14 protein-coding genes are annotated in these 14915 nt (G+C 64.8%); 6 read left to right on the forward strand and 8 right to left on the reverse strand.

Going from position 1 to position 14915, the window contains the following annotated elements; translation table 11 throughout:
* Positions 1-21: 21 nt before the first annotated feature.
* Positions 22-1062, forward strand: coding sequence for a hypothetical protein (locus G6N42_RS15250; RefSeq protein WP_232076148.1), 1041 nt, complete (start codon positions 22-24; stop codon positions 1060-1062).
* On the opposite strand, the gene G6N42_RS15255 is transcribed toward G6N42_RS15250, so the two are convergent.
* The 4 genes from G6N42_RS15255 to G6N42_RS15270 are packed head-to-tail and all read right to left on the reverse strand — an operon-like array spanning position 1059 to position 3938.
* Positions 1059-1808, reverse strand: coding sequence for a FadR/GntR family transcriptional regulator (locus G6N42_RS15255; protein ID WP_174262087.1), 750 nt, complete (start codon positions 1806-1808; stop codon positions 1059-1061). The two genes, G6N42_RS15250 and G6N42_RS15255, sit on opposite strands and share 4 nt — an antisense overlap.
* A gap of 26 nt (positions 1809-1834) precedes the next feature.
* The gene (locus G6N42_RS15260) at positions 1835-2563 is read right to left on the reverse strand and encodes a FadR/GntR family transcriptional regulator (protein ID WP_163730339.1); all 729 of its coding nucleotides are present in this window, start codon (positions 2561-2563) and stop codon (positions 1835-1837) included.
* 23 nt (positions 2564-2586) lie between these two features.
* Positions 2587-3405 carry a mycofactocin-coupled SDR family oxidoreductase gene (locus G6N42_RS15265; RefSeq protein ID WP_163730340.1) on the reverse strand — a complete coding sequence of 273 codons (819 nt, stop codon included), beginning with the start codon at positions 3403-3405 and terminating at the stop codon, positions 2587-2589.
* Positions 3402-3938, reverse strand: a complete 537-nt coding sequence (locus G6N42_RS15270; protein WP_163730341.1) for a PaaI family thioesterase — start codon at positions 3936-3938, stop codon at positions 3402-3404. The genes G6N42_RS15265 and G6N42_RS15270 overlap by 4 nt, the downstream gene beginning before the upstream one ends.
* A 105-nt stretch (positions 3939-4043) precedes the next feature.
* Here G6N42_RS15270 and G6N42_RS15275 point away from each other — a divergent pair, with 105 nt between their 5' ends.
* The 3 genes from G6N42_RS15275 to G6N42_RS15285 are packed head-to-tail and all read left to right on the forward strand — an operon-like array spanning position 4044 to position 7577.
* On the forward strand, positions 4044-5516 hold the full coding sequence (locus tag G6N42_RS15275; RefSeq protein WP_163730342.1) for an aldehyde dehydrogenase family protein: 1473 nt from the start codon (positions 4044-4046) through the stop codon (positions 5514-5516).
* Positions 5517-5526: 10 nt separating this feature from the next.
* The gene (locus G6N42_RS15280; RefSeq protein WP_174262088.1) at positions 5527-5967 is read left to right on the forward strand and encodes an acyl-CoA thioesterase; all 441 of its coding nucleotides are present in this window, start codon (positions 5527-5529) and stop codon (positions 5965-5967) included.
* Positions 5968-5972: 5 nt separating this feature from the next.
* A complete protein-coding gene (locus tag G6N42_RS15285) occupies positions 5973-7577 on the forward strand; it encodes a GMC family oxidoreductase (protein WP_163730343.1) in 1605 nt (534 codons plus the stop codon).
* A gap of 71 nt (positions 7578-7648) precedes the next feature.
* Here the strand turns inward: G6N42_RS15285 and G6N42_RS15290 are convergent, their stop codons facing one another.
* Genes G6N42_RS15290 through G6N42_RS15305 form a run of 4 tightly spaced genes read right to left on the reverse strand, consistent with a single transcriptional unit; the run spans position 7649 to position 12482 of the window.
* Positions 7649-8128: a nuclear transport factor 2 family protein gene (locus G6N42_RS15290; protein ID WP_163730344.1), complete on the reverse strand. Its 480-nt coding sequence runs from the start codon at positions 8126-8128 to the stop codon at positions 7649-7651.
* 10 nt (positions 8129-8138) lie between these two features.
* Positions 8139-10511, reverse strand: a complete 2373-nt coding sequence (locus tag G6N42_RS15295; RefSeq protein WP_163730345.1) for a CaiB/BaiF CoA transferase family protein — start codon at positions 10509-10511, stop codon at positions 8139-8141.
* 13 nt (positions 10512-10524) lie between these two features.
* Complete coding sequence (locus tag G6N42_RS15300) at positions 10525-11367, reverse strand: hypothetical protein (protein WP_163730346.1); 843 nt, start codon at positions 11365-11367, stop codon at positions 10525-10527.
* On the reverse strand, positions 11364-12482 hold the full coding sequence (locus G6N42_RS15305) for an amidohydrolase family protein (RefSeq protein ID WP_163730347.1): 1119 nt from the start codon (positions 12480-12482) through the stop codon (positions 11364-11366). The genes G6N42_RS15300 and G6N42_RS15305 overlap by 4 nt, the downstream gene beginning before the upstream one ends.
* Before the next feature lie 108 nt (positions 12483-12590).
* On the opposite strand from G6N42_RS15305, the gene G6N42_RS31210 reads away from it, so the two are divergent.
* Positions 12591-13895 (forward strand): acyl-CoA dehydrogenase family protein, encoded by a 1305-nt coding sequence (locus G6N42_RS31210; RefSeq protein WP_163730348.1) that lies wholly within the window; start codon positions 12591-12593, stop codon positions 13893-13895.
* 151 nt (positions 13896-14046) lie between these two features.
* Positions 14047-14637, forward strand: a complete 591-nt coding sequence (locus tag G6N42_RS31215) for a TetR/AcrR family transcriptional regulator C-terminal domain-containing protein (RefSeq protein WP_286201664.1) — start codon at positions 14047-14049, stop codon at positions 14635-14637.
* Positions 14638-14915 lie beyond the last annotated feature (278 nt).

Here is a 14915-nt window from a genome sequence, read left to right on the forward strand (position 1 = left end):
CCGAACAGGAGAAACGCAGTGGTGACAACGCAAGGGGGACCAGCGTTTTCGAACGCGGCCCAACTACCGCCCACCGGCAGCTTCAACTGCGGTGCGCTGGCTTCGGGACGCCGATTCGAGGCGGTCGAACTGTTGTCGGATGAGCCGATGCTCGGCTTGCAGCGCGAGGCCGGTTACATGTGGGGAACGCTCCGCGACGAGGACGGCGAACTGTATTCGGTGATGCGGCGCATCGCACCGCCGGGGGCAGCCCAGGGCACGGGCCTCTCGCTGCCCTCCAAGCTCATCATCGTTTCCACAGGTACCGAGAAGGGTCAGCTCCAGCTGCGGCGCGAACCGCGCGGCGCCGCTGACAGCACCGACATCGAGCGGCACCCCCACAACGACAACGCCGTGCGCTTCGCGTCCCGTCCCGATGCACCGGGACGAACGATGGAGATGGTGCTGTCCGACGGCGAGTTCTCCTACTTCGAGGCCGACGTCATCGATGTGGCAGGCCGCATGGTCGTACCGCCGCTGCAGTGGTATCTGCCCGGACCGGAGTCCTCGCTGCTGTACATCAGCCACACCTGGCTGGTGGACGGGCTACTGCTGGGCAAGCAGGCCCGCGGATTCCTGTTCTGGGAGGAGGCGTGGATGCCGCCGGGGGGTCAGCTCTACGTATCCAAGGATCCGCTGCACGACGCGGAGTACCTGACCTGGTACTCCTGGGCGAATCTGTTCGGTGACGGACAATGCGAGGTCGGCCATTTCCTGTTCGGCCAGAGGGACTTTCACGTCGGCGTCTTCGCGGACAGCAGCGGCAACATCACCTCGGCCCACACGATGGACGCGGTGGTCACCCGCGCCGACGACGGCTATTGGCACGACGGCATCGACTACACGATCGACGGCGTCGACTGGGTGTGTGAACCCGACCCGCAGGGCCGAATGCAGGGCCTGGGCAAGATGCCCAACCCGCAGCAGGAGGGTCGCATGCACCGCGTCGACGACACTCGAATTCCCGATGTATGGATGGCGTGGGGCGAGACCGTGCCCGCCGCCGGGGACCGCAGGCGCTAGCTCAGTACCTCGACGAGCGTGGCGTCCGATTTGCCCACCATGAATCTCTCGACAGCCTCGAGATGACGCCGCCAATGCCGTTGGGCAGCGGCGCCTTCGCCGTTCCGCAACAACTTGACGAGTTTCCGGTACGCGGCTTGGGCCCTCTTGTTCGCGGCCCGCTCGAACCCCGGTGGATGGGACGCGATGAATTGCGCATTGTGGGTGTCGAGAATGTCGAACAACATGCGGCCCAACATCGCGAGCGTGGTGCTGCCCCCGCCCTCCACGACGCCGACGTGAAAGCGCAGGCTGTAGTCGGCGAACGCCCGTTCGTCGTCGACGATTCTGTCGCCCTGACGAACGATATCCTCGAGCGCACGGACCCGCGCCTTGGCACGGGCACCCGCGATCAGTCCCACCGCAGAGACCTCGAGTTCGGTCCTGGCGCGGTACACGTCGCTCAGCGGTGTGCCCTGGTACTGCAGCAGCGTTCCGGTGTATCTGGCCGCCATCGATCCATCGGGTTCCAGCACCCTCGCCCCACCGCGGGGTCCGCGGACGATGGTGATGATCGACTCGGCCTCGAGGATCCGGAACGCCTCGCGCAGCGTCGGCCGCGACACGCCGAACTCCGTCATCAAGGTGGTCTCGCTTGGCAGCATCCGGCCCGGGGCCAATACGCCTGTGACGACTTGCTGGCGCAGGTCGGCGGCGATGAGCGCGCTGGCCTTGGGGACCGTCACCACGGACGAGCGACTCGCCATATCGGTAGACGATATACCGCGTTAGATCAGCCGAGGACGTCGAGCACCATCTCCGCGTCCCCGCTGCCGCGGACCTGAGCGGCTGTCGCCCGGATGTGCTTTCGCCAGAGTGCCTCCGCACCGTCGGCGTCGCCGCGCTCGATGAGGTCGACGACGCGTCGGTGGGTGCGGGCGCCCGCCGCAACCGCCGGTCCGTGCACAGCCGGTCGCGTGACGGACATATACCGCCTTGTCGCGGCGTCGATGACCACCCGCACCATCTCGCAGAGCACTCGGAGTGTGGCATTGCCCGCGCATTCGATCAGCAGCCGGTGAAAGTCGCTCTCCAGCAGTACGAGTCGTTGGGAATCATCGACGGCCGCCGCCTCATTCGCGACCGCCGCCCGGAGCTGTCGGATCTGATCAGCGGTGTGCGACCTGGCCAGCATCGCCACGCAGGGCCCCTCCAGGGCTGCCGCAGCCTCGAACAGGTCGGCGGTCGTCGTCCGCCGGTATTCGAGCACCGTGGCGGCGTAACCGGCGGCCGTCTCGATGCGGGGCACGCTGACGTGGATACCGCCCCTGGGCCCCCGGCGCACCGATACCAACGACTCGGACTCCAGGATCCTGATCGCCTGACGCAGCGTGGGTTTCGACACGCCCAGGTCAACGAGCAGCTCGCCTTCCGGCGGCAGTGTGTCGCCCTCCTGGAGTTCGCCGAGAATGATCCGCCTGCGCAGCGTGGCGGCAACCACATCGGCCGCCTTCGCGCTCATTGCTACACAGTAACCAGAGAAAGTCAGACCTTGGTGGCACCCATGTCCAGTGTCAGTTGTGTCCCGGTGACGGTGCGCGACAGGTCGGAGGCCAGCCACACAACCGCGTCGGAGATGTCGTCGGGCTCGGCGAGAGGCACTGCGGGCAATGCGCTGCCGAAGGACATGACGTAGGACGGGTGCTCGGTGAGCATGGTGGCCGTCATCGGATCCTCGGCCATCGGCGTCAAGACACCCCAAGGATGTATGGAGTTGACCCGGATCCCGTACTCCCCGAGTTCGAGCGCCGCGCTCTTCGTCAGGCCGACCACGCCATGTTTGGCCGCGCTGTAGTGCGCCTGACCGGGCAGCGACTTGATGCCCGCGACCGAGCTGATATTGATGATCGATCCGCCATTGCCTGCCGACAGCATGTGCGGCACAGCGGCTTTCATGGTCCGCCAGACGCCGGTCAAGTTGATGTCGATCAGCGTTTGCCATTGATCGTCGGGCATCTCCCAGAACCGTCCCCAGTTGCAGATGCCTGCGTTGGCCACCACGACGTCCAGCCGGCCGCCGAACTCGGCGACCCCTTCGGACAGCACGTACTGCAGTGCGTCTTCGTCCCGAACATCGGCGATGTTGGCCAGGATGCGCGCTCCCTCAGCCTCGACGAGCCGCGCCGTCTCGTCCAACTCGGCGGCGGTGGCTGCCGGATACGTATTGGCCGTGGCGGCCGGGCCACCGATGTCGATCGCGATGATCGACGCACCCTCGCGCGCCAGCCGAATGGCGTGACTACGGCCCTGCCCGCGCGCGGCGCCAGTCACGAATGCGACCCGGCCGGCCAGCAGTGACGTCATCGGGCTTCCCCGTTCACGCTCTTCAACCATTCCTCGTGGCGGGCGAAGTGATCCGCAGGGCGGCGCACCATCGTCGCTTCGGCGGAGGCGACGAGGAAGTCGGTGCCCGCCAACACAATGTCGGCCTCGACGTACACCCGCCGGCCCCCGCGACCCACTTCACGGGCGCGGCCGATCAATGGCCGCTCGACGGGCGCGGGTTTGACGAATTTCACCTTCAGGGTGCCGGTCACGACGAACTCGCCACGCAGAAGCAGTGCATGGCCGACCATCTCGTCGAGAATCCCTGCGGTCCATCCGCCATGTGCGACGTTGGGTCCGCCCTCGTTGTCGCGTGGGCATTCGACCTCACTGATGACGACGAGGCCGTCCGACTGGAGCGTTTCGCGATGCAGACCAAGACGACATCGGGAGAGGCGTTGGCAGGAGCCGCAGAGTACGACGCCGGTGGATGACCGCACCGCGCGCAAGCCATCGTCCGGTCCATCGCTGTGGATCCGGCCCAGAGGTTCGGCCGATGTCCCGTCACCCATGTCACCCAACTTCCGATTTCCCTGCGCCGCGGCGGCCGACTGTTGTGCTGTGTCGGGGCGTCACGTTACAGTGTAAAGGAAGCTCCCAGTTAAGGAAGGTCACCCATGACGCGGATCGAATACGAGGGCCGGCTCTTCATCGACGGCGCTTTCCGGGAAGCACGATCCGGTCGACGGTATGACGTCATCAACCCCGCCGACGAGACGGCGGTCGCCAGCGCCGCCGACGCCGGCGCTGAGGACGTTTACGACGCGGTGACGGCCGCCCGCCGAGCTGCCGACGAGACGACGTGGGGCACCGACCACAAGTTCCGGCGGCACTGCCTCGAGCAGCTTCAGGCGGCGCTGCGCAACGATGTCGAGGAATTCCAGAAACTCGTCACCGCAGAGGCGGGTGTCGCCAGCTCGGTCATCGTCACACACGTCGACAGGATGATCGACGGAATGGACTTCTGGAACGACCTGACGACGTCATTCATGTGGGAGGAAGATCTGGGGCCCTACGAGCTCCTGGGGATGCAGAGCGATCGGCGGATTCGGTACGAGCCGTACGGCGTGGTCGGTGCGGTCACCCCGTGGAATGCCCCCTTCATGACCGCGATCTGGAAGGTCAGCCACGCGATGGCGACGGGTAATACCGTGGTGCTGAAGAGCGCTCCGGACACTCCGCTGACGGCGGCCAAGATGGCGCAGGTAATCAGCGAATCGACCGACATCCCGGCGGGTGTCGTGAACATGATCAGCTCGCAGGACAAGGCGATCGCCGGCGACGCACTCACCGGTGATCCGCGAGTTGACATGTTCCACTTCACCGGTTCACCGGGCGTGGGCCAGCGCATAATGGAGCGCGCCGCAAATGGAATCCGCCACGTCGTGCTCGAACTCGGTGGAAAATCGGCGAACGTGCTACTCCCGGATGCCGACCTGGACATGGCGTCCGCGCTCGGGGTCGGGATGTGCATGTCGAGCAGTGGCCAGGGCTGCGCGCTGCCGACCCGCATGATCGTGCACGCCGACATCTACGACGCGGTGCTCCAGCGGCTCGAGTCGATGGTGAGCTACCTACCGTGGGGGGATCCCACCGATCCGACCAATGTGGTCGGACCGATCATCCGCGCCGAGCAGTTGGAACGCATCGTCGGACTGGTGGACCGCGCACAAGACGCCGGCGCCCGAGTTCTCTGCGGCGGCAAACGAGCTGACCGTGACAAGGGCTTCTGGTATGAGCCAACCGTTCTCGCCGACGTAGACGAGAACGCCGAAATCGCACAGTCAGAGGTCTTCGGCCCGGTCCTCAGCGTCATCCGCTACGACGGCGACGACAATGAGGCCGTCCGTGTCGCAAACAACACCCGCTACGGGTTGTCGGCGTACGTCCAATCCCGCGACGAGGAGCGCGCGTGGCGGGTGGCGAATCGGTTGAGGGCTGGCACCGTGAATATCAACAACTCGTTCTACCTGTCGCCCGACGCACCGTTCAGCGGCTGGGGCATCAGCGGCGTAGGTAGCGAGCACGGCCTCGCAGGATTCCGTGATTACCTGCGCATCAAGACCGTCGCCAGCCCAACGAAGGCTTGACCGGCCGACGGTGAACACACACAACGCGAATGGCGGCAACGGCTCAGCGGTCGGCGCGGTATTGCGGATCGAGCCGCGGTGGACGGATCTGGACCCGTTGGGACACGTGACCAACAGCGTGTTCCTGGTGTACGCCGAGGAGGCGCGGGCCCGTTATCTTCGCGCGGTCCTGCCTGAAGCGTGGAGTTCGGTCGTGGTGGTACACAACGCCGTTGACTATCACGCACCAGTCCATGAAACGGATGTCGTGGAGGTGTCGTCGGTCGTCGACGACGTCGGCACTTCGTCCCTCACCACTGTCAACGTCATGATCACCGCCAAGGGCCCGTGCGCGACGGTGCGAACCGTCCAGGTAGTACTGCGCGAAGCCGGCTCAGGCACCCGCCCGTGGACCGCTTCCGAGCGGGCAGCTCTGGAGGCCGCGTCCGAATCACAAGAGGAACGGGTCTAACCGCCATGTCAGATTTCGACTACATCGTCGTCGGCGCAGGTTCGGCGGGATGCGTATTAGCCAATCGACTTTCGAAGGATCCACGCAATCGTGTGCTGCTGATCGAGGCCGGAGGCAGTGGACGCAGTCCTTTAGTCCGGGTACCAAAGGGGTTCGGAAAGATGCTGTCCAATCCCAAGCTGGCCTGGCAGTATCCCGTGAGGCCGATCGGATCCTCCGGGCGTGTGGAGCAATGGGCACGGGGCCGCATGCTCGGTGGGTCCAGTTCCATTAACGGAATGGTCTACAACCGAGGCAGCGCAGCGGATTACGACGCGCTTGTCGAGCTCGGTAATCCGGGGTGGGGATGGGACAAGATCCTGCCGATATTCCGAAAAATCGAGAACCACCAACTCGGCGCGAACGAGATGCGCGGTGCCGGTGGGCCACTCGACATCTCCATTGGCACCGAGTTGATGGAGCCCTGCGGGGATCTCCTACAGTCGGGGTCCAAACTTGGCTGGTCGGTCACCGACGACGCAAACAGCGACGACGGCGAGCGAATAGGCCCGGCGGCAAGGACCATCAAAGACGGTCGGCGAGTGAGCGCCGCGTGGGCGTTCCTCCGGCCCATTCGGGGGCGACCCAACCTGACGATCGCTGTCAATACCACGGTGAACCGCGTGTTGTTCGAAGGCGACAAAGCCGTCGGGGTAGAAGCGACGACGCCCAAGAACAGCCGCGTCACCTTCACCGCCCGACGAGAGACCATTCTTTCTCTAGGCAGCCTGGCGACTCCGAAGCTGTTGCAGCTCTCGGGAATTGGTGAGCGATCACTTCTTCGCGGTCTGGGTATAGATACGATCGTGGACAGCCCTAACGTCGGCTGCCGCATGCGCGAGCACCACTGCTTCGCGATCCAATTCCGACTCAATCGCAACATCGGCATGAATCGCTACCTGAGCACCCCTGTGCAACAGGCGATCACCAGCGGCAAATACTTGATGACACATAAGGGCCCGATGGCGACAGGGGCCTACGATGTGATCGGCTTCTTCAAGACCTCGCGCGATCAAACTCGCCCAAACGCCCAGATCCTGATGGCACCATTTTCTGCCGCACCGTACGAAGCGGGCAAGGAACTCGGTCTGGAGCGGGAGCCAGGCATACAGGCGATCGGATACGTATTGCGGCCCGACAGCGAAGGCTACCTCGCAATCACATCGGCCGATCCGGCAGCGCCCCTTGACATCGAACCTAATTTCTTTACCACTCAACATGATCGAGATACCGGCGTCGCCTTGTTCAGGGCAATGCGCGAGTTGTTCGCTCAAGAACCCATCTCGCAGTATCTCGTTCGTGAACTCGTGCCTGGACCCGACGTCACTAGCGACGATGACATCATCGATGCCGGGTTGAACGAGGGGTATTGCGGATATCACGCTGTCGGAACGTGCGCGATGGGACCAGCCGACGACGACGTGGTGGACCCGACGTTGCGGGTCCGCGGTGTGGACAAGCTGCGGGTCATGGACTGTTCGGTCATGCCGAGGATGGTGTCAGGCAATCTGAATGGTCCCGTCATGGCGATGGCTTGGCGGGCCGCAGATCTGATCCTGTCCGGCTACTGAAACCCTCAACGAGACTGTAGTTACGCAGCCACATGCGTGACACCTAATGCATAACTACAGTGTCGAGGTCCTCAGCTCCACATCGTTAACGCCTCGAGCGGCACGACTCTGCCGCTCAGGCCCTCAGGACGGCCCATCGTCCTGGGCACCAGCATGCGGCGCGCGAAGCGCCACCCTTCCGGCGTCCGCAGGCACTCGTCCTCGTAGACACCCAGGAACTGGATGGGCCGACCATCGGATGCGCGCCTCGCCCATTCGGTTATCGGGAAGCGGGCCCGCGCTGTGTCACCGCCGACCTGCACCAGCCCTTGATGAACGGTCTGGAAGACGAACTCCAGTCCGGCTGTCGTCGCCGTGATGGTCTTGATGACCGCATCTCGTCCGATCGCTGGTTCTGTTGTCGGCGAGTGCAGTTCGCCGTTTACCACGTATGTCTGACATGCTTCGGCGACATCACCACGCGACACTGCGTCGGCGTACGCGGCGGCCAGGTGGTGGATTGCCAGCACGTCACATGCCTCGCCGGCGTCGCGTGGTTGCCGAGGGATCATCGCGGGGCTCTCACGCCGGCGGGATGACGACGTTGAGCTCTTCGAGCTTAGTGATGTCGCCGTCGCTATAGCCCAGCTCGGTGAGAATCAGTCGATTGTGTTCACCGCGCAAACAGGGCGGCGCAACCCGGCCAGGCGTTTCGGAGAACGACACCGGCGGTGCAGCGCGAACCATTTCCCCGAATATCGGATGGTCGACCGCCACAGTCAGGCCCGTTTCCTGAAGGACGGGATCGAACACAGTGAAGATCGGCTGACCGAGCACGTTGGCTTCGACACATCCGACTCGTGCAGCAGTCAGCTCCGATTCCCATTCTGCCGCCGGTCGTTCGAGGAACTTCGCTGCCAGCAGCGCCGCCAGCTCATCATCGTCGGCGGCTAGGTCGGACAACCCCAGTGTTTCGAGTAGCGCGATGAACTCGGCGTCCGAACGCACAGCTAGGCATACCCACCCGTCGCCTGCAGCGGGATATACCCGGTCGAGCGCACTGGTGCCGTAATACTCACTGTCGCACAATGGAATCGGTGGCTTGCCTTCGTACGTGCAGAAGTCGTCGGAATAGGCCCACGCGTTGCCGCCGATCATCGACGTCCGCAGGAATTGGCCGGTGCCTGTCCGGCGCTGGTGGTAGAGCCCTAGCGACAGCGCAGCCACCAGCGCGAGCGCGGCATTGCTGTCGCCATCGACGAGCATGCTCAGCCGGGGCAACACCACCGCCTGCAACTCCATCACCGAGAACCCGTCACTCTGAGCGGGATCCATCCAGTAACCGACCTGTCTACCGAAGCTCCCCGCAACGGTCTGGGCTGCCTGCGCGTACAGGGCGCGATGGGCATAGGGGCCGTCGGATCCGTAGCCGGCAGCATGAACGTAGAGCAGCCGGGGGTTGAGTTCGGAGAGTTCCTGGTAACCCAGACCCAGCTTCTCGGCCACACCGGACCGGAAACCGTCGACGAACACATCGGCATTGGCGACCACCTGCTGTGCGATCACACGACCCTCCGGGGTGCGCAGGTCCACCGAAAGGCTCTGCTTCGCGGCCGTTGTCTTGTTGGTGGCCACCTCCGGTCCGAACGAATTACGGTGCGGATCGCCCTTGCCGTCCTCAATCTTGATCACTCGCGCTCCGAGCGCCGCGAGCATCGCGGTCCCGTACGGCATCGCGTAGAAGCAGCCAAACTCCACCACAGTGACGCCGGCGAACGGGTGTTCCGGGGCATCTCCCCCGCCGTGAGGAAACTGTTGAACCGCAAGTGGTCCTGCATTCTCGCCAAGAGCCGGCGCGGATCGCGACGGTCCGATCGGCGTCTTTTCGAAGTGGCCCACGGGGCCGACCTGACGGATCGGCCCCCACACGGGATCGTCGACGGTCACCACATCGGCGTTGTGCACGACCTGCGGATGGTTCAGGCCTTCTTCGCTGGTGACCGCAACCTCGAAGGCGACATCGGGACTGGCCTCCAGGAGCGGTAGCCAATGATCGAGATCCTGCGTCCGAAATGCCTCCTGCATCAGGGTTTCCCATTCCTGGGCGTCGTCGGCATTGGCGAACGTGGGTAGACCTTTGAACCGCGGATCATCGAGCACATGGCCGATACCGGCCACCTCGCACAGCGCCTTGCCTTGGTGCGGAAGCATTGTAGACGTCTGGATGAACCGGCCGTCGCGGGTCACGAGCAGCACACCGAATCGGCTTGCCGACGTCGCTGCACGGGCGTCGCCGCTCGGCTTCTCGCCGCGTTTGGCCATGACCTGCACCACTGTGGCAACGAAGTAGTCGATCGGATCCAGACCGGCGAACAAGGTTGACTGCAGCGCCTGGCCCCGACCGGTCGTCTCGCGAACAAGCAACGCACCCAGAATGCCTGCGGCCGACTGCATACCGGCGCCAAAACTCGCCCAGGGCACAGGGAACATGATCGGACCGTCGCGATGCCCGAACGCGCCACGCGCCCACACCCCCGCCTTCGCGGCAATCAGCGAGTCGTACGCCTTCAGTCGCGAGTACGGCCCTGTCGTACCGAATCCCGTTATCGCGCAGTGAATCAGCGACGGGTTTGCGGCGCGGAGGTCATCGGCGCCGATCCCCCACCCCGATGTCGTGCCGGGCGCGAAACCCTCGATGACCACGTCGGCGTGCACGGCCAAGTCGCGAACGACCTGCTGGCCTTCGGCCGTACGCAGGTCGGCGACCAGGCTCTCCTTGCCTCGATTCCAGACCAGAAACCCACTGGGGTTGTGAGTGCGGAGCCGATCGCCGTCCGGCGGCTCGATCTTGATGACCCTGGCGCCCGCATCGGCGAGCACCACACCGGCGATCGACGCGGCGACACTGCCCGAGCCCAGTTCGAGCACATTCAGTCCGGCGCAGATCGACTCCATACCAGCTCCTTTATCAGTCATACATCCGCATCCGCACGAAAGTCGCAGCGATGAGGCGGTCTCCACGCCCGGCGTCGCGCAGTTCGACCCGGCACCCCACGGAGTCGCCCTCGATCGCAGTGAATACCGCTGTGGCGATGAACGGCCCCACCCGGCCCGGCGCCACCACGGTCATCGCCAGGTGCTCGACAACGAGTTCGTCGGTGCCGAGCGCCTCGGCGGCGCTTTCCAGCGCGACCGCCTCGGTCACGACGAGCATCGGTCCATGGTGCAGCCGTTCTTCGCCGACCTCGAGAGGCAGGCGGGGTATCTCCATCGCGCCGTCAGTCCGTCGGCGGCCCGAGTACGCGTGCCACAGCGGCGGCAATCCGGCCCAGTCCGGCTCCGGCGGCCCAGGCTGCGGAAAGCAGAAGCGGTGCGGCGACCAGTTGAGCACCGCCCAGTTCGCGGTGCCGAAACCGATGTGGCGCCCGGCGTCATCGGCGTCGTTGATTCGAGCCTCGGTGAACAGCTGCGATCGCATTTCCGTTGTGATGCGCCCGGCGAGATGCGCCTGACGGATATCGAGCGCGCAGTCGACGATGTCGATGTCGACCTGAGTCACCGCGAGGACCCTCATCCCCTCGACGTTGACCGTGGCGGCGTCGAGCATCGCGATGCCCAACGGAGCCGCAAGCACCGCACCGGCAGCGGTCCGCAGGTCGGGTCGCAAGTCGAGCAGATTTTCAGCGCTGGTCGAGTCGATCGCCTGCGGCCGCGACCCCAGGTAGGCGTAGCTCATCAGCACTCCCCGGGTGGCGGCCCAATCCCCTTGCGGGTCGGGCGCCGGGCGGCGTGCCGCAGCTGTGTCGGTCACCGGGAGGCGGCGTCGTCGTCCAGATCCGGCACGGTGAACAGTTCCTCGAACGTGCCTCGCAGTACCCGTTCCTTGATGCGCGGATCGACCGAGTCGAACAACTGGTGCAGCGTCTCCTGGGTGTGGCCGTAGGTGCCTTCCAGGTGTGGGTAGTCATCGCCCCACATCACATTGTTGTACTGCGTGTCCTCGATGATCTGCACCGCACTGATGTCGTGCTGGAAGGATGCGTAGACCTGTTGGCGGACGATTTCGCTGGGCAGCCGATTCAGCCTGGGCCGCACAAACATTCCGTGTTGGCGGTACGCCTCGTCCATCCGGTCACCGATCGCGGGGACCCAGCCGGCACCACCCTCGGCGATCAGCACCTTCAGGTCGGGGTGGCGGTCGAGCGCGCCGCCGGCGACCAGATGCGACACCACCCGCATCCCGGGATACGTCGTCTCCATGTAGTTGACGACCGCACCGCCGGGACCGCGGTAGACAACGTTCTCGCCGCCGGTTCCGATGTGGTAGGCCAGCACCATGTTGTTGGCGTCGGCCGCCGACCACAACGGCTCCCAGAGATCCAGACCCCACTCCTGGTCGGCGGGCATCGTGCACGGCAGGAAAATGGACTGAAAGCCTTGTTCGGCAGCCCATTCCACTTCGGCGGCGGCGTCGGCGGGCTCGACAAGCGGCACGATTGCCGGCGTGAAGATGCGCTTCTGCCAGGACATGACCTCGTCTCGGGACCACTCGTTCCACGCCCGGGCGGCCGCACGGGACAGTTCGGCATCCTTGATGTTGACTGTCCAGAAACCGGCGGACGGGAAGGCCAGCTGGCACTGGACGCCTTCCCGGTCCAAGTCCTGCAGCCGGATCGCGATGTCTGACGCGCCCGGTGGACGCATAGCGTCCATGAAGTCGTTGAGCTGACGGCTCAATTGCTGACCGTCGACGTAGACGATCTCGTACTTCTCGCCGCGCTCGGTTCGCGGGGCGCGGTCCGCCAGTCGTTTGGGCAGCCGCGAGGTCCACAGGTCGTCGGGCTCCATTGCATGCGAATCACCCGAATGGGCCCAGATCTTCTCCCGCTCGTGGACGTCAGCCGACATCTCGGTTACCTGCGTCATGGTCGAGGGCTCCTTTGGTTGAGCGTCACCACGTGCACGCATCTGACCTTACACTGTAACGTTAAGGTTGGCCAACGCCTTCGGTAAACGAAAACAGGGAGGCCGCACGTGGGAACTGGCAAAGCAGCACAGGCAGGTTCGATCGTCTCAACTCACCCAGACTTTGAGGATGCACTGACGCCGGACACGCTCGCGGCGCTGATGCGCTCGACGTGGACATGGGACGACCGCGCGCTGCGACGCGATCTCAGCGCACTGCTGGTGGAGGTCGCCGCGGCGCGCGGCGACGTCGCCGACGCGTCCATTGGTACAGCACTGCGCGCGCGGGCACTCGCTACGGCGGCGCGCTTCGTGGCCAACGTGCTGGGGCCCCGTCTGGCCGCGGACGTCGGCGGCACTATTCATAGCCAATTATTCTCGGCTGCAGTAGATCCGGCAATATTCGACCGGGCCGCCAGCAGCACTCGCTCCGAGGTTCGGGCGCGTGCCCGACAGTACTTGCGCGCGCACGCACAGACTGTCAACAACCCCGACGAGTCGTCGTGGCTGACAATGGCCACCGCGAATGGAGTCCGCGGACTTGGCGAGGCGATGCGCGAATACGGGTACGCCCTCGCAACGTCACCGCTTCTCGGAAACGTCGCATTGGCCTGGCAGACGCTTCGAGCGCTTGGAGCCGACGGATCCGAGTACGCGGCGCGGATCGCGCAAGGCGAGATCAGTGCAACGCTGGCGGCCGCCGAGCGGTCCGGGTCGTGGGACCCCGCCCTCGTCCGCACGAAGGCAAATCCCGTTTTGGAGGGTTGGACGCTGACCGGGGCGAAACATTTCGTTCCCGACGCGGCCGGTGCGGATCTCGTCCTCACCATTGCGCGCTCGATAGCGGGCCCGTCACTGTTCGCCGTCGACGCGAAGGCGCCGGGCGTAACGATGACCGAGCTCGCCGGGATCGACGCGACCCGGCCACTGTTCAGCATCGAGTTTGATGACACCCCGGCCGAACTGCTCGGCGAGGAAGGGCGTGGCGGGGCGTTGATGCGCCAATCCATCGACCTGCTGATGACGGCATTGGCCGGCGAACAGGTCGGTATCATCGAGCGAGCCGTCGATGTGCTGTCGCGACATGCGCATGACGGTTCGCTCGAGCAGGAGTTGGTCCAGGCGACCCTGGACCATGCCGCTGCGATCTCGCTTTGGCGGCAGGCCCTGGACAACGAGGCGGCCGTGGGGTCAGCGGCGGCGGCCCACATCGGTTGTTCCACCGCATCACTGCGGGTGGCAAGCTTGGCCGCCGAGGTCGCCGGCGGTTCCGAGGAGGCCACCGCGATCCAGCGGCGCGCGCTGTCGTCGAACCTGCTACTCGGCGGGCCCGCCGTGTTCTACGAGCGACTACTCGACCGTCTCGGAATATGACGCCGCCCCATCCGCTGGCCCGTCAACTAGCATCAATGGGTCATCACGGGCAAGTGAACGGAGCGCGCTGATCCCTGCCAAAGAGGCTGCCGCGGATACGGCGTCGGGTACCGCGAAGCGAGGCAAACCACCGACGCTGACCGAAGAGCAGATCGTCGATGCGGCGCTGGACATCATCCGCGCCGAAGGCCTCGACGCGTTGTCCATGCGCAGGCTGTCCCGCGAACTCGGCAGATCCGCGATGGCGCCGTACTGGTACGTCAGCGACAAACGGGAACTACTCGACCTCGTGGCGCGCAAGTTACTTTCGGAAGTTGTGCTACCCGAACCGGATTCGGGGCCGTGGGAGGATCGACTGCGCGACGTCTTGTACGGCATCGATGCGCGGCTGCATGATCACCCGGGGATCGCCACGGTCATGCTCGAGCGTATGCGCAGCACAGACCAGCGCCTGATGAATGGGATCCTGGAGATTTTGCAGAGCGCTGGATTCGAAGGGCCGACCGTGTTTCTGTCCTACGCGATGATCCACACCTATCTGTTCGGCCGCTATCAGGTGGTGGAATTGGACACCCCCGATCCCTCCGAGGTGGACCCCGGCGAGCTGGAGGACACCCTGGCCAAGCTGGTGCCCCACCTGACCGGCCTGCGCGGGCGGGACTTCTTCAACTACGGCGTCGATACGATCATCGAGGGGCTGCGAGCACAGCTCGCCGCTAAGAAGTCGAAGAAGTCGCGCTAGTCGACCACTGCGGAGACCTCGGCCTCGATGAGAATGCCGGGCTCATACCCGCGAGGTCCTCCGCCACCAGGTGGCCGTCAGCGTCCCACGCCACCTGACCCGCGATGTGGACTTGCTTGCTGCCCGACGCGATTGCGACGTCGTGATACAACGGATTTTGAAGATGTCCATCCGGATTGATCAGAAGAACAGGCTTGTGCGGCTCCTTCTGCGTCTTCTGCAGCAACACGAGCCGGTAGTGTTTTGGGGGCGACATCGCGTTCACCCACACCGATGAA

The organism is Mycobacterium gallinarum (assembly GCF_010726765.1).
GTDB lineage: Bacteria > Actinomycetota > Actinomycetes > Mycobacteriales > Mycobacteriaceae > Mycobacterium > Mycobacterium gallinarum.